The organism is Bradyrhizobium sp. Bra64 (assembly GCF_024519875.1).
Lineage (GTDB): Bacteria > Pseudomonadota > Alphaproteobacteria > Rhizobiales > Xanthobacteraceae > Bradyrhizobium > Bradyrhizobium japonicum_G.
On the sequence record NZ_JALJRD010000002.1, the window covers coordinates 962,371 to 976,330 of the forward strand.

Annotated in this window: 15 protein-coding genes and 1 riboswitch; of the genes, 8 read left to right on the forward strand and 7 right to left on the reverse strand. The window is 64.6% G+C overall.

The features are described from left to right. Positions 1-110 precede the first annotated feature (110 nt). Positions 111-746 (reverse strand): hypothetical protein, encoded by a 636-nt coding sequence (locus tag NR187_RS11950; RefSeq protein ID WP_211382511.1) that lies wholly within the window; start codon positions 744-746, stop codon positions 111-113. A gap of 174 nt (positions 747-920) precedes the next feature. Next, a complete protein-coding gene (locus tag NR187_RS11955; RefSeq protein WP_211382510.1) occupies positions 921-1,805 on the reverse strand; it encodes a DUF1194 domain-containing protein in 885 nt (294 codons plus the stop codon). Positions 1,806-2,110: 305 nt separating this feature from the next. Further along, a riboswitch (Fluoride riboswitch) is annotated at positions 2,111-2,188 on the forward strand. A gap of 37 nt (positions 2,189-2,225) precedes the next feature. Between NR187_RS11955 and NR187_RS11960 the strand changes: the two genes are divergently transcribed. From NR187_RS11960 to NR187_RS11990, 6 genes are all read left to right on the forward strand, one after another. Beyond that, positions 2,226-3,524, forward strand: coding sequence for an MFS transporter (locus tag NR187_RS11960; RefSeq protein WP_315986378.1), 1,299 nt, complete (start codon positions 2,226-2,228; stop codon positions 3,522-3,524). A 16-nt stretch (positions 3,525-3,540) separates the two neighbouring features. Continuing rightward, on the forward strand, positions 3,541-3,930 hold the full coding sequence (gene crcB / locus NR187_RS11965; protein ID WP_372703047.1) for a fluoride efflux transporter CrcB: 390 nt from the start codon (positions 3,541-3,543) through the stop codon (positions 3,928-3,930). A gap of 6 nt (positions 3,931-3,936) precedes the next feature. After that, the gene (gene crcB, locus NR187_RS11970) at positions 3,937-4,365 is read left to right on the forward strand and encodes a fluoride efflux transporter CrcB (RefSeq protein ID WP_211382509.1); all 429 of its coding nucleotides are present in this window, start codon (positions 3,937-3,939) and stop codon (positions 4,363-4,365) included. A 2-nt stretch (positions 4,366-4,367) separates the two neighbouring features. After that, positions 4,368-4,709: a DUF190 domain-containing protein gene (locus tag NR187_RS11975; protein WP_211382508.1), complete on the forward strand. Its 342-nt coding sequence runs from the start codon at positions 4,368-4,370 to the stop codon at positions 4,707-4,709. 43 nt (positions 4,710-4,752) lie between these two features. Then, entirely contained in the window at positions 4,753-5,058 is a 306-nt protein-coding gene (gene clpS, locus NR187_RS11980; protein WP_014497217.1) for an ATP-dependent Clp protease adapter ClpS, read from the forward strand. A gap of 839 nt (positions 5,059-5,897) precedes the next feature. Then, entirely contained in the window at positions 5,898-7,067 is a 1,170-nt protein-coding gene (locus NR187_RS11990; RefSeq protein ID WP_211383510.1) for a sensor histidine kinase, read from the forward strand. Between the two features lie 45 nt (positions 7,068-7,112). Here the strand turns inward: NR187_RS11990 and NR187_RS11995 are convergent, their stop codons facing one another. The 4 genes from NR187_RS11995 to fabI form a co-directional block, all read right to left on the reverse strand. Next, entirely contained in the window at positions 7,113-8,303 is a 1,191-nt protein-coding gene (locus NR187_RS11995) for an adenylate/guanylate cyclase domain-containing protein (protein ID WP_211382506.1), read from the reverse strand. A gap of 79 nt (positions 8,304-8,382) precedes the next feature. Further along, on the reverse strand, positions 8,383-9,471 hold the full coding sequence (gene aroC, locus NR187_RS12000) for a chorismate synthase (RefSeq protein ID WP_211382505.1): 1,089 nt from the start codon (positions 9,469-9,471) through the stop codon (positions 8,383-8,385). A gap of 86 nt (positions 9,472-9,557) precedes the next feature. Continuing rightward, complete coding sequence (locus tag NR187_RS12005; protein WP_211382504.1) at positions 9,558-10,157, reverse strand: histidine phosphatase family protein; 600 nt, start codon at positions 10,155-10,157, stop codon at positions 9,558-9,560. Positions 10,158-10,232: 75 nt separating this feature from the next. After that, positions 10,233-11,042, reverse strand: a complete 810-nt coding sequence (gene fabI / locus NR187_RS12010; RefSeq protein ID WP_211382503.1) for an enoyl-ACP reductase FabI — start codon at positions 11,040-11,042, stop codon at positions 10,233-10,235. A gap of 170 nt (positions 11,043-11,212) precedes the next feature. On the opposite strand from fabI, the gene NR187_RS12015 reads away from it, so the two are divergent. Both NR187_RS12015 and NR187_RS12020 read left to right on the forward strand, forming a co-directional pair. Next, a complete protein-coding gene (locus NR187_RS12015; RefSeq protein WP_211382502.1) occupies positions 11,213-11,701 on the forward strand; it encodes a sigma-70 family RNA polymerase sigma factor in 489 nt (162 codons plus the stop codon). Between the two features lie 109 nt (positions 11,702-11,810). Beyond that, the gene (locus tag NR187_RS12020; protein ID WP_211382501.1) at positions 11,811-12,581 is read left to right on the forward strand and encodes an anti-sigma factor; all 771 of its coding nucleotides are present in this window, start codon (positions 11,811-11,813) and stop codon (positions 12,579-12,581) included. 401 nt (positions 12,582-12,982) lie between these two features. On the opposite strand, the gene NR187_RS12025 is transcribed toward NR187_RS12020, so the two are convergent. Then, positions 12,983-13,945: a DnaJ C-terminal domain-containing protein gene (locus NR187_RS12025; RefSeq protein ID WP_211382500.1), complete on the reverse strand. Its 963-nt coding sequence runs from the start codon at positions 13,943-13,945 to the stop codon at positions 12,983-12,985. Positions 13,946-13,960 lie beyond the last annotated feature (15 nt).

Genomic DNA, 13,960 nt, shown 5'->3' on the forward strand with positions numbered 1-13,960 from the left:
GCGGTAGACGGCCATGCCAATGCCGGAAAGATTCTGGAATGCTTCGCTGCGCTCGCAACGACGGTGTGCGGCGGCGCTGACCTCATACCGCAGCGACGGCCGTGAGGCCCCTACGCCGTCTTGTCCACCGAAGACGACGAATCCGCCGGCGGATATTTCGTCACCGGCACCATGAAGGACTTGCTGCCGACCTGGTAGATGATCTTGCCGTTCTGTCCGTCGTCGGTCGCGATCTGCGTCTGGCCGAACATGATGACGTTCTTGTAGACGTATCCGGTGCCCTGACGGGTGATGCCGTCGGTGGTGACGCTGACCTGCGCTTCTTTGCCATCGACGGAGAGCACCTTGAAGCTCGCGCTCTTGCCGTTGTCGCTGGAATAGCCGCCCCAGCTTCCCATCAGGCGGCTGTCGGAGGCCGGCGGCGCCTGCTTCTCGAGATTGGCGGTCTGCTTGCCGGCGCCCCCGAAGGAGAACAGGAGCACCATGTTCTTGCCGTCCTTGGTGCCGACCGTGACCCCGCCAAAGGTGATGAGCGTGCCGCTGACCTGGGCAAAGCCGCGCTCGGTGTGTCCGTTGTGGGTATACTCGACCTGCGCCCGGTTACCGCGGATGTTCACGACCTTGAAGCCGACGGGCTGATTATTGCCAACCCAATTGCCCTTCCAGTCACCGAGCAGGGAGCTCTGGTGATACAGCCGCTCGTTGGCGGGAGCGATCTGGCTGGTGCTCGAGGTGACGATGGCCATCGGGTTGCTCGGCGGATTGGTCTGACGGGCCCGCTTCGTTCGCGCGCCGACAGCGACGTCAGAACATTATCCGGAAACAATTGGAAACAACCGATTAGGGCCACGCGACAGTTAACGCGCAGTTAAGATCTTACGGGGCGGGATCGGGCAAAAGGTCTCATTGGAGGTGGGCGTTCAGCGCCCCCAGCGGTCCGACCAGATCTTCTCGCCGATCATGCAGCTCACGCGCGGCTCCTTTTCCTTCTCCGCAACGTGCATCACGGGGCGCTCCGGCGTGCGGCCGGCGACCTCCATCAGCAGCTTGGTGCGGATTGCTTCCTTGAACTTGTCGCGATCTTTGATCGTGATCACGAAGGAACCGGGGCCGCCGGTGACGCAATCCTCGTAGTAGTAGTCGAGATTGTCGATATCCATGGTCGAATAGGACGGCTCCTTGACCATGATCGGCAGGCCGTTGATGACGATGCCCTTCTCGATCGCGGCGTCGCGCGCCACCGTGACCGGGCCGCCATTGTTGTTGGGACCATCGCCGGAAATATCGATCACGCGGCGCAGGCCGCGATAGGGGTCCTCATCGAACAGCGGCATCGCGAAATTGATCGCGCCGGAGATCGAGGTGCGCGAGGCGCGCCGGATCGGCGTCTTCATGATTTCGGCGGCGACGGCGTCCGCCGTCTCGGGCCCGTCGATCAGCCGCCAGGGAATGATGATCTTCTGGTCGGTCGAAGCGGCCCACTCGAAATAGGTCACGGCGATCCGGCCGTTCGGACCCAGCTTCAGCGCCTGCAGGAATTCCTTCGACTGGATCGCCTGCGCATAGCCTTCGCGCTGGATCGCGAGCTCATCCATGTCCATCGAGTAGGACACGTCGACCGCGAGGATCAGTTCGACATCGACCGTCTGCGCGTCCCGGTCGGCCGCCAGCCGTCGCGGATGAATCTTGGGCGGCTCGGATCCAGGCGAACCAAACCTGGGTCCTGGTGCCGCGATGCCCGCAACATCCCCTCCGGCGAACATGCCGGTCAACAGCACAGCCCCGATCGAGAACAGCAAGCGCATCGCAGCCTCCCGTCGTATGACGCGATGGTGACATGCAATCTCCTTGCCGCAAAGTGCGAAGATCGCTTGCGCTTCACATTCCAGTTAAGCTTTGCGGGCTGAGAATCTTGCGAGACAGGATTTGCGAGTCGGGACTGGCGCGCTTTACGCAAAGCTGCCGTCATGTTGCCGCGCTTGCGCCGCTGGAACACACGCGCCCGTCCGGCCCCGCCGTGCCGCGGCTCGAGTGGCGCTCCCGGAATGACGAGCCATTGGGACAGAGCGTCCCGCCCACTTGTCCGGCGCGATTTCCATGCTAGGCTGGCCGCACAGATGGGGATGGAGTCCCCCGACAACCGCCCGGCGGCCTCCGGCTGTAATGGGCTGATGACTCCTGCTTGAGGAGAGGCAATCTTTTGGGCCTCTGCCTTCGGCGGGAGCATGGACGAACCCGCCAATGGCGGGTTTTTTGTTGCCTGGAAGAAGGCCAGGAGAGGGTCAGGACGTGAAGGTCAAGGAGAAGTCCAAGGCGTGACGACGACACCGAATGCTGCGCGTGCGGGGCTGCCCAGAGGGATCTGGGTGCTCGGCTTCGTCTCGATGCTGATGGATATCTCCTCCGAGATGATCCATGCGCTGCTGCCGGTCTATCTGGTCACCGTGCTCGGCGCCTCCACGCTCACCGTCGGCTTCATCGAGGGCATTGCCGAGGCGACCGCCTCGATCACGAAGATCTTCTCCGGCGCGCTGTCGGACTGGCTCGGCCGGCGCAAGCTGCTCGCCGCGCTCGGCTACGGGCTGGCCGCGCTGACAAAACCGTTGTTTCCGCTTGCTCCAAGCGTCGGATGGCTGATTGCCGCCCGCTTCATCGACCGCGTCGGCAAGGGCATTCGCGGCGCCCCGCGCGATGCGCTGATCGCCGATATCGCACCCATCGGCCTGCGCGGCGCGAGCTTCGGGCTGCGACAGTCGCTCGACACCATCGGCGCGTTCGTCGGTCCGCTCGTGGCGATCGGCCTGATGTGGTGGACGGCGGACAATTTTACGATCGTGTTCTGGGTGGCAGTGCTGCCAGCGTTCCTGTCGTTCGGACTGGTCACATTTGCGGTGAGCGAGCCGGATCCGGACCCGCGCCGGGAGCCGTCGAGCAATCCGCTGAACGCCGTCGCGATGCGGCAACTCGGATCGGTGTACTGGCGTGTCGTCGCGGTTGGAATCGTCTTCACGCTGGCGCGCTTCAGCGAGGCCTTTCTGATCCTGCGCGCGCAGAACATCGGGCTCAACGCGATGTGGGTGCCGGCCGTGTTGGTGCTGATGAACGTCGTCTACGCGCTGTCGGCCTATCCGGCCGGCGTGCTCTCGGACCGGATCAACCGCACCGGCCTGCTCGCGCTCGGCCTTGTCCTCCTCGCCGGCGCCGATCTTGCGCTTGCGCTGCTGCCCAATCTCGCGGGCCTCGCGCTCGGCGTCGTATTGTGGGGGCTGCATATGGGATTGACGCAAGGCCTGCTCTCGGCCCTCGTCGCCGACGCAGCACCGCCGAGCTTGCGCGGCACCGCGTTCGGCTATTTCAACCTGTTCACCGGCCTTGCCTTGCTGGCCGCAAGCGTGATCGCCGGCGCGCTGTGGGATGCCTATGGTCCGGCCGCAACGTTCCTGGCCGGGCTCGGCTTCGCACTGGTCGCGCTCGTGGGACTCTTCGCCGTCGGCAACGGGCTCGCAGCGGAGCAAATGAGATGACGGAGGACTGTTCGTCGTGCTGAGCGGAGTGATTGCGATCGCGATCGGCAGCGTCCTTGGCGGCTGTGCGCGCTATTTCGTCTCCGGCGCGATCGCGCGGCGGATGGGCGAGACCTTTCCTTGGGGAACCATGACCATCAACGTCACCGGCGCCTTCCTGATCGGCATTTTTGGCGCGCTGGCGACCCACCCCGGGTCGGTGTTCGCCGCGCCCGATCCCTGGCTGTTCGCGGTCACCGGCTTCCTCGGCTGCTACACCACGGTGTCCTCATTCAGCCTGCAGACGCTCACCCTGGCGCGCAACGGCGAGCCGATGCATGCGCTCGGCAATATCGTGTTCTCGGTCGGACTGTGTCTTGCCGCTGTGAGCTGCGGTTTCCTCCTTGCTGACAGCCTTGGAGGATAGACGCAGATGAACGCTCCCTCCTCCGCCGAGCGCTGGCACAGCGCGACGCTCTATGCCTGGGTTGCAGCCGGCAGCATCGCCGGCGGGCTGACGCGCTATCTGGTCGGGCTCGCGCTCGATACCGGTCCGGGCTTTCCCTTCGCGACGCTCTTCATCAACGCCACTGGATCGCTGATCATCGGCTTCTATGCGGCGCTGACCGGTCCCGACGGCCGTGTGCTGGCAAGTCCCGGGCACCGGCAGTTCGTGATGACCGGCTTCTGCGGCGGCTACACCACCTTCTCGACCTTCAGCCTGGAGACCTTCCGCCTGCTCCATGGCGGCCTGAAATACACGGCGCTGGCCTATATCGCGGCGTCGGTCGTCTGCTGGCTGGTATCGGTGTGGGCAGGCCATATGATGGCAAGCCGCTACAACCGCTTGAAAAGGAGCTGACCATGCAAATCCCCAATCAGGCTGTCTCGCTCCGGATCTTCATCGGCGAGAGCGACCATTTCGACGGCAAGCCGCTCTATGAAGCCATCGTGATGACGGCACGCGAGCGGCATCTGGCAGGCGCCACCGTGCTGCGCGGACCGATGGGGTTTGGCAAGTCGAGCCGGCTGCACACATCGAAGATCCTGCGGCTGTCAGAAGACCTGCCGCTGCTGATCGAGATCGTCGACAGTGAGGACAACATCAACGCATTCCTGCCCATCCTGGACGGCATGATGTCGAGCGGGCTGATCACCTTGGAGAAGGTGCAGGTCCTGCAATATGGTGAGAAGGCCGGAGGCTGAGCGCTCCGGCCGAACCCCCAGCCCGCCGTGTCCAGGAGGCGGAATGAACGACACCGTCACCAAGCCGAAAACCAGGACCAAGACCAAGGTCGAGCGGCCGAAGCTGCACAAGGTCATCCTGATCAACGACGATTTCACGCCGCGTGAATTCGTCACCATGATCCTGAAGGCCGAATTCCGCATGACCGAGGATCAGGCCTACAAGGTCATGATCACCGCGCACAAGCTGGGCGCCTGCGTGGTCGCCGTGTTCACCAGGGACGTCGCCGAGACCAAGGCGACCCGCGCCACCGACGCCGGCCGGGCCAAGGGCTATCCGCTGTTGTTCACGACGGAGCCGGAGGAATGAGGCGCGCCGTCTTTCGTTTCCAGCCCGATTTGCCCGCCGAATAAGGTATCTATTGGCCGCCAGGAAGCGCATGGTGAGCCATCACCGGCTCATCCCGGCCTCCAACGGTGACTGAGAGATTCTCGCGCTCCCGCCCACATGCGGAGCTCCCGTGCGAAACACCACCAAGACAAGCATCCCGCTCAGCGATCGTCTTGCCCAATTGGCAGACGAAGCCCGCCGCCGCGCAGAGATCGCGCCACCCGGAGCCCAGCGCGAAGCGCTTCTCAAGGCAGCGCAGTTGAGCGAAACCGCCTCGCACATTCATAACTGGATCAGCCCGCCTCGCCCGAAAGTGCCAAGGTAGCGGCAAAGCCAACCCTGGACGGCGGTCTCTTCATGTCGAGCGACCACCGGCCACGGTCGGCATCCGCCGACAGATGCGACCTCGAATATAAGTTGCATATAATGAACGATATTTCGGTTTGGCCGTTGTAGCAGCACTCCCCAAACGAAGCGGGGGCAGACAACAGCCAAAGCGGCCCCCGAATGATGAAATCTCTTATCGCGTTCGCGATGTTCTTCCTCCTCGGAGCGTCCGTGATTGTGTTGCCCGGCTTTGCTCCCGAAGTGAAGGCGCGCGAGACAGTCGCTCTGGCAAAAGCGGATCGGCTCGCAATCCATCCTGTTGTCCGGAATTGCTCCGGCCAAGTCTGGCCGGACTTCAAAGCATCGTGCCTGCGCAGAAGTGGGTCGGATGTCAGAGTTCATGACGCTCGTTTGGTGACTGCGCGCCGCTAGACCAACAATTGCAAGGCGCCGACCGGGCTTGTCGGCCGATGCAGGAAAGTGGTGCACAGATGTCAACGATTCCAACGTCCTCGCCGAACGTTCTCGTCGTCGAAGACGAGATGATACTGCGCATGCGCGCGGTCGATATCGTGGAGGATGCAGGATTCCACCCCGTGGAGGCCGTCAACGCCGACGAAGCAATCGCGATCCTCGAGTCGCGATCGGACATCTCGCTTCTGTTCAGCGACATCCAAATGCCCGGCAGCATGGACGGCCTGAAGCTGGCCCACGCGGTGCACGATCGCTGGCCTGCCATCAAGATCGTGCTGGTGTCCGGCCAGGTAAAGCCGTCTGAAGCCGAAGCGCCGGCAGACAGCCGCTTCTTTCGCAAGCCGCTCGCTGTCGAAGAAATGATCTCTCAGTTGCAGGGAATGATCGGGGCGGGCGCGTTGAAGATCGTCCCGAGCGCAACCACGGCCTCCGGGGAAGACCTCGAGGTGGTTCGATCGCCGCAGGAATCGATTCTGGTCGCGGAAAACGACAATCTCCGCCTCTTGCTGGAACAGGCCGACACCGACGCCAAGCTGCTGCTCGCTCAAGCGGGCATCGAAGCCCAGGAGCGCGAGGCTGCCGACAAGCTGCAAAAGCTCATTCTCGGAGAACTGCATCATCGCATCAAGAATACGCTTGCGACGGTGAGCGCAATCGCAGCCCAGAGCTTCCGGGCCGCAATCAATCTGGAGCAGGGGCAAAAGGCCATGGACGGCCGCTTGCTGGCGTTGGGGCGTGCCCACGACCTGTTGATCCAGGTCAGCTGGGCAAATGCGAGCCTCACCCATACCCTGAGCGGCGCCACCGATCCCTTTGACGTTCAGGGGGGCAGACGATTCCATTTCAATGGACCGGACCTCAGGATCACATCCGGTGCCGTGATAGCGCTCGCGATGACATTCAACGAGCTCTGCACCAACACGACGAAATTCGGCGCACTGTCCAATTCCTCCGGCCATGTCGAGATCGCATGGACCGTAGACGAGATCGAGCAGAGGCTGCGGCTGAAGTGGAGCGAAAGCGGCGGACCCGCAGTGACGCCGCCGACCCGGCGGAGCTACGGCACCCGGATGATCGAGTCACTCGGCCAGCAACTGAACGGGCAGGTGCGCCTCGCCTATGAAGCGTCCGGATTTGTCTATCAGTTGGATGTACCGCTGAGGTCGGTGATGGCGAGTGGCACCTGAAATTCTGCCGACCGGTTTGGCGGCGGCCGACTTCCGGGGACTACCTCAGGCCATCACCACCGGCGTTTCCTCCGCCAGTCCGTAGACGCGCTGCGCCTTGGAAAAGCCCGCGATCGGGAATTCGCCGAGCTCGCGCCAGCCGCCGTTGCAGACGCTGGCAAAGCCCTCGGACGCCACGACGGTCCGTCCCGTCCGGCCTGCGATCTTCTCCAGCCTTGCCGCGAGATTGACCGCAGGACCGATGCAGGTGAAATCGAGGCGATTGCCGCCGCCGATATTGCCGTAGAGGATGTTGCCGACGTGGAGCGCGACGCCGAAGCGGAAGCGCTCGACGACGTCGCCGACGGGATAGGCGAGCGCCTCGACGCTGGCGCGGGACTCCCGCGCCGCCTCCAGCACGCGCGAGCAGACATGGGCGGCGTCGCCGACATACTCGTCGATCGGGAACACCGCGAGCAGGCCGTCGCCCATGAATTTCAGCACCTCGCCGCCATGGCCCCGGATCGCGGTGACCTGGCAGTCGAAATAATGGTTGAGGATCTCGACCACGGTCTCGGCCGGCAGCCGGTCCGACAACGCGGTGAAGCCGCGCAGGTCGGAGAGCCAGATCGCCGCCTGCATGGTGTCGTTGTGGCCGCGGCGGATCTGGCCGCCGAGGATGCGCGCGCCGGCGCGGTTGCCGACATAGGTGTCGAGCAGCATCTCGGCGGTGCGGCGCAGGCTGATGATCTCGCTGACGCGCGCGAGCGGCGCCACGAGGGTCCGGATCGCCGCGATGTCGTCTTCGCTGAAACCGCCGGGACGCCGCGTGACCCAGCTCGTCGCGTGGATCGAGCCGTCGAGATAGGGCATCGGCACCGCGAAATAGTCGGTCACGCCTTCGGCGCGCATGTCGTCGAGGAACGGAAACCGCTTGCTGTCCGGATCGTCCATCCGCCCCCGGACCTCCAGTCCCTCCTCGAACACGATCCGCAGCGGGCTGCGTGCGAATTCAGGCGTCTCGAGGATCTCGAAATCGACGGTGCCGATCTCGACCTTCTGCCCCTCCCGCCAGACGAAATTGCGGCCGAAGATTTCCGGATGCAGCGTGCGGATGAAGATGCCGAACCGCCACAGCGGGAGGCCGGCCGCGACCAGATGCTCGCAGACCTCGGCGATCATCTCGGAGGGTGTCCCCGACGACCTCGCGCCGTCGATCAGCCAGTTGGTGATGCGCTGGATCTCGGAGTTTTGCATGTCCGCATTTGCGGACGAAGTTGTGGGATCGTCAAGCTGCGCGGTGGGCTAGTACCGCGACACGACCGCTCGCCCTGCCCTACCGCCCAACCTGCCCGCGGTCGCGCAGGAAGTGATCGGCCAGCACGCAGGCCATCATGGCTTCGCCGACGGGAACGGCGCGGATGCCGACGCAGGGGTCGTGGCGGCCTTTGGTGAATATCTCGGTGTCGGCGCCCTTGCGATCCACCGTCAGACGCGGCTGCAGGATCGACGAGGTCGGCTTCACCGCGAAGCGCACCACCACCGGCTGCCCGGTGGAGATGCCGCCCAGCACGCCGCCGGCATGGTTGGACAGAAAGCGCGTGCCGTCATTGCCGGTACGCATCTCGTCGGCGTTCTCCTCGCCGGTGAGCTCGGCCGCGCCGAAGCCGGCACCGATCTCGACGCCCTTCACCGCATTGATGCTCATCATTGCGGATGCAAGCTCGGCGTCGAGCTTGGCGTAGATCGGCGCGCCCAGTCCTGCCGGCACGCCGTCGGCGACGATCTCGAGCACCGCGCCGATCGAGGAGCCGCTCTTGCGGATACCGTCGAGATAGGTCTCGAAGAAGGCGGCCTTGTCCTTGTCCGGACAGAAGAACGGATTTTTCGCAATCTCGTCCCAGTCCCATTTGTCGCGATCGATCTTGTGCGGGCCCATCTGCACCAGCGCACCGCGTACCTTTACATCGGGCAGCACCTTTCGCGCGATCGCACCGGCGGCGACGCGCGTCGCGGTCTCGCGCGCGGAGGAGCGGCCGCCGCCGCGATAATCGCGCAGGCCGTATTTGGCCTCATAGGTGAAGTCGGCATGACCCGGGCGAAACTTGTCCTTGATCTCGGAATAGTCCTTCGAGCGCTGGTCGGTGTTCTCGATCAGGAGCCCGATCGGCGTGCCTGTCGTCACCTGCACGCCTGTCTCCGGATGCGCCATCACGCCGGACAGGATTTTGACCTGGTCCGGCTCCTGGCGCTGGGTGGTGAAGCGCGACTGGCCGGGCCGGCGGCGATCGAGATCGCCCTGGATGTCGGCTTCAGTCAGCGGGATCATCGGCGGACAGCCGTCGACCACGCAGCCGATCGCCACCCCGTGGCTCTCGCCGAAGGTGGTGACGCGGAACATGTGACCGAAGGTGTTGAAGGACATCGCTGCTCGCTGGCTCGGTTCCGGCGTGTGGTAACGCGCGGGGGGCCGGGGGTCAAACCCGCCGCTCCGGACGGCGGCGGCCCGCCTTAACTATACTTCTCCAGCCGTCCGTCGCGAAACACGTAGACGGCGCCCTGCTCGATATAGAGCTCGGCGGCGCTCGCCGGCGTCTCCAGGCCGAGCGAGACCATCAGGGCCCGGCAGGTGCCGCCATGGGCGACGGCGACGGTGTCGGTCCGGAGCTGGTCGTACCAGGCGCGGACGCGGACCTGCACATCAGCGTAGGTCTCCCCGCCCGCGGGACCCACTGTCCATTTGTCGGCGAGGCGCCGGGCGTAGACATCGGGATCGGAGGCCTCGCTCTCGGCCAGAGTGAGCCCTTCCCAGGTGCCGTAGCCGATCTCGCGCAGGCGATCATCGAGCGCGTAGCCGGCCACCGGCAGCTCGAGCTTGCCGCGGGCGAGCTCCATGGTCATGCGCGCACGGCCGAGTGGGCTCGACACGTAGGGAAGCCCCGCCTTGTCGCGGCCGTTGCGCTTGAACAGATCGGCGAGAATGCCGCCAGCCTGCACGGCCTGGCCGCGGCCGCGCGCGTTCAGCGGAATGTCCTTGGTGCCCTGAAGCCTCCCGAGCGCATTCCACTCGGTCTCGCCGTGGCGAAGATAATAGATCGTGGGCACGGCCATTCCAGATAAAGGCTAGCTCTGTTGTTTGAGCATGATCTGATCGGAAATCCGGTTCCCACTTTTCCGGATCATGCTCTATCCACCAAGCGGGATATCCGGCGCGTCCGGGCGCTTCATGCCCAGCACGTGGTAGCCGGAATCGACGTGATGCACCTCGCCGGTGACGCCGCGCGATAGATCGGAGAGGAGGTACAGCGCACTGCCGCCGACGTCCTCCGTCGACACGTTGCGCCGCAGCGGCGCGTTGGCCTCGTTCCACTTCAGGATATAGCGGAAATCGCCAATGCCGGACGCCGCGAGCGTCTTGATCGGCCCGGCCGAGATGGCGTTGACGCGAATGTCCTTCTCGCCGAGATCGGCGGCGAGATAGCGCACGCTGGCCTCCAGCGCCGCCTTGGCGACGCCCATCACGTTGTAATGCGGCATCCACTTCTCGGCGCCGTAATAGCTGAGCGTGATCAGTGAGCCACCGTCGGTCATCAGCTTCTCGGCGCGCTGCGCCACCGCCGTGAACGAGTAGCAGGAGATCAGCATCGATTTGGAAAAATTCTCCTGCGTGGTGTCGACGTAGCGGCCGTCGAGCTGCTCGCCATAGGCGATCGCGTGCACCAGGAAATCGATCTTGCCCCACTTCTCCTGCAGCACCGCGAAGGCGGCATCGATGCTGGCAGCATCGGTCACATCGCAATGGCCGAGCACGAGGCCGCCGATCTCGGCGGCGAGCGGCTCGACGCGCTTCTTCAGCGCGTCGCCCTGATAGGTGAAGGCGAGCTCGGCGCCGGCCGCGTGGCATGCCTTGGCGATGCCCCAGGCGATCGAGCGGTTGTTGGCAACGCCGAGGATCACCCCCCGCTTGCCTTGCATCAGTCCCGAATTCTGCGCCATTTCCTAACGTCCCGTCGAGCTGGGTCAAGGTCTGGAGGTACACCAGCCCTCCCTTGCGGTATAGTCCTAATACGCGGCGTTAACGCTGTTTCGAGCGCCGGAATAGCTGTTCCGCTCGGGTGTTATGATCGTTGTGGCGCTCGCGCCGAACATCAGGACGTCAAGACGGCATGAGTGCGTTTCGCCAAAGTGTGGAAGCCATGATCCCGGCGTTGCGCCGCTACGCCCGCGCGCTCACGCGCGAGGCGGATGCGGCCGACGATCTGGTGCAGGATACGTTGGTGCGGGCGCTGCGTTCGGAGCGCCTGTTCCTCGGGGGTGACGTCAGGAGCTGGCTGTACACGATCCTGACCAACCTCAACAAGAACCGGCGGCGCTCGCTGGCAAGGCGTCCGCAATTCATGCAGCTGACGGAGAACAACCCGGATGCCAGCGGGACCGAAGCCGAAGGACGTGACATCGAGAAGGCGCTGGCGACGCTGGTCGAGGAGCAGCGCTCGGTGCTGCTCCTGGTGATGCTGGAGGGCATGAGCTACCGCGAGGTCGCCGACATCCAGGGCGTGCCGATCGGCACCGTGATGTCGCGCCTGGCCCGCGCCCGTGCCCACGTTAAAGCCTCGCTGGAGGGCGAGCGCCCGGCGCTCAGGCGGGTGAAATGATGATGGCAGGGTTGATGCATTGCGCATGGCGCTTCCCACGCATGGAGTGGGACGCGGCGCAGTTGAATCACGAAAGACATTTTGGGCCGCAGAGCCAGAGACGACCGATATGAACGACCGCAAGATCCCAGTGACCGAAGACGAGCTGCACGCCTATGTCGACGGCGAGTTGCCGGCCGAGCGCCGCGCCGACGTCGAGGCCTGGCTTGCCGCCCAGCCTGACGATGCCGAACGCGTGCAGTCGTGGCGCGCCATGGCCGAGATGCTGCACGCCCGCTATGATTCCGTCGCCCAGGAGCCGGTGCCGGCGCGGCTTGAGCTCGAGCGGCTGGAACGCCGCCCGCGGCACTGGCTCTATGGCGCCGCCGCGGCCGTGCTGGTTGCCTTCGTCACCGGCGGCACTGCCGGCTGGCTGGCGCATGGCGCCGCCAACGCACCATCGACCTTCCAGAGCTTCACGACGGACGCGCTCGACGCCCACCGCCTCTATGTCGTCGAGGTTCGCCACCCCGTCGAAGTCGGCGGCAACGAGCGCGACCACCTCCAGGCGTGGCTCACCAGGCGCTGCGGCTGGACCGTGTTCGCGCCGAACCTGGAGGCGAGCGGGCTGAAGCTGGTCGGCGGCCGGCTCCTGCCGGGGCCGAACGGTCCGGCGTCGTTCCTGATGTATGAGGGCGCCTCGGGCGAGCGATACACGATCTACACCGCCAAAACCGAGAACGGCGCGACGCAGATGCGGTACGCCAGGACGGACAAGGACGGCGCGCTGTTCTGGGCCGAGCGCGGCGTCGGCTACGTCGTCAGCGGCGGCGGCGATCGCGACCGGCTGACCAAGGTGGCGCAGGCCGTGTACGACCAGGCCGAGAAAAACGGTACCTAGACAACCACACAAACGCGGTGCCTCGATTCCGACATTGAAAATTTGGAATCAAGACATCGGCGCGTCTCATTATCGCACCGGATGATCACGCGAAAATGAGCAGCGTTCGATCCGCCGATCGACGCGGGCGGCCTCGATTGGGGTTTTTGGTACCGCGCTGGTCCCCCTCTCGAGGCCGCACCTTTTTATCGGCTGCCCCGCCGGACAACCGACACGTCGAGCGTCGAAGCGCTACCACGCTTCACCTGTATGATGAGCATCATCTGCAGGGAGGATGCTCTAGACCTTAGGAGAACCCCTTCAGTTCAGATCTCGCCCTAAAGCGCGATAGCCCGCGCCTTAGCTCTTTGTTTGCGCATGATCTTTTCACAAAACCGCTACGCGCTTTTGCGGATCATGCATCAGCCAAGCCCGCTACGTGGATTGTAGGGGTGTTGGTCCCGCCACTTCTCCATCAATGCTTCAAGCTCGGCGTCGTTCCCGTCCGGTAGCATAATCCTGATGGTGACGAAGAGATCCCCGGTTCCGCCGGCTTTTGGCAATCCCTTGCCCTTGAGGCGGAAGGTCCGGCCGCTGGAGGTGTTCTTCGGGACCGATAATTCCACGGCATTGCCGAGAGTGGGCACGCGGACCTTGCCGCCGAGCACCGCCTCATAGAGCGTGACCGGCAGGTCGATCCTGAGGTCGGCGCCTTCGACCTTGAAGAAGGGGTGCGGCGCAATGCTGATGGTGATCAGAAGATCGCCCGGCGGATGGCCCTGAGCGCTTTCGCCCTGCCCCCGGAGCCGAATCTGCTGGCCCTCGGTAACACCGGCCGGAATCTTGACGTTGAGCTCCTTGCCCGTCGGCAGCCGGACGCGCTTCTCTCCGCCCTGCACCGACTCTTCCAGCGAGACGGTCATGGCGACATTCAGGTCGAGATCAACCCCGATCCCGCCAGTGTCGAATTCGAACTGCCCGGCACCACCGGCCCCGGGCCGCGCGCCGCGCGCACCGCCGAACATGCTGTTGAGGATATCCTCGAACGCGCCGGCGCCCTGACCGGGGCCCGCGCCGCCACCGCGGAACGTGTAGCTTTCGAACCCGCCGGGACCCGCGCGACCGCGTGGCCCGCCGCCGCCCGGAAAGCCCTGAAAGCGCGGCTTGCCGTCGGCGTCGATCTCGCCGCGGTCGAACTGCTTGCGCTTGTCCTCGTCGCCGATGATCTCGTTTGCCGAATTGATCTCGGAGAAGCGCTCTGCGGCCTTCGGGTCATCCTTGTTGCTGTCGGGATGATGCTTCTTGGCAAGCTTGCGATAGGCGCTCTTGATCGCGGCAGCGTTGGCGCTCCGCGGCACCCCCAAGATCTCATAGGGGTCGCGCATCCGTCACGTCTCCTC

Coding starts and splice junctions, on each gene's coding strand:
- NR187_RS11995 (WP_211382506.1), bottom strand. CDS start 8,303: ATGCAAAACTCCGAGATCCAGCGCATCACCAACTGGCTGATCGACGGC.
- aroC (WP_211382505.1), bottom strand. CDS start 9,471: ATGTCCTTCAACACCTTCGGTCACATGTTCCGCGTCACCACCTTCGGC.
- NR187_RS11990 (WP_211383510.1), top strand. CDS start 5,898: ATGTCAACGATTCCAACGTCCTCGCCGAACGTTCTCGTCGTCGAAGAC.
- fabI (WP_211382503.1), bottom strand. CDS start 11,042: ATGGCGCAGAATTCGGGACTGATGCAAGGCAAGCGGGGGGTGATCCTC.
- NR187_RS11960 (WP_315986378.1), top strand. CDS start 2,226: ATGGACGAACCCGCCAATGGCGGGTTTTTTGTTGCCTGGAAGAAGGCC.
- NR187_RS12005 (WP_211382504.1), bottom strand. CDS start 10,157: ATGGCCGTGCCCACGATCTATTATCTTCGCCACGGCGAGACCGAGTGG.
- clpS (WP_014497217.1), top strand. CDS start 4,753: ATGAACGACACCGTCACCAAGCCGAAAACCAGGACCAAGACCAAGGTC.
- NR187_RS12020 (WP_211382501.1), top strand. CDS start 11,811: ATGAACGACCGCAAGATCCCAGTGACCGAAGACGAGCTGCACGCCTAT.
- NR187_RS11975 (WP_211382508.1), top strand. CDS start 4,368: ATGCAAATCCCCAATCAGGCTGTCTCGCTCCGGATCTTCATCGGCGAG.
- NR187_RS11950 (WP_211382511.1), bottom strand. CDS start 746: ATGGCCATCGTCACCTCGAGCACCAGCCAGATCGCTCCCGCCAACGAG.
- NR187_RS12015 (WP_211382502.1), top strand. CDS start 11,213: ATGAGTGCGTTTCGCCAAAGTGTGGAAGCCATGATCCCGGCGTTGCGC.
- crcB (WP_211382509.1), top strand. CDS start 3,937: ATGAACGCTCCCTCCTCCGCCGAGCGCTGGCACAGCGCGACGCTCTAT.
- NR187_RS12025 (WP_211382500.1), bottom strand. CDS start 13,945: ATGCGCGACCCCTATGAGATCTTGGGGGTGCCGCGGAGCGCCAACGCT.
- NR187_RS11955 (WP_211382510.1), bottom strand. CDS start 1,805: ATGCGCTTGCTGTTCTCGATCGGGGCTGTGCTGTTGACCGGCATGTTC.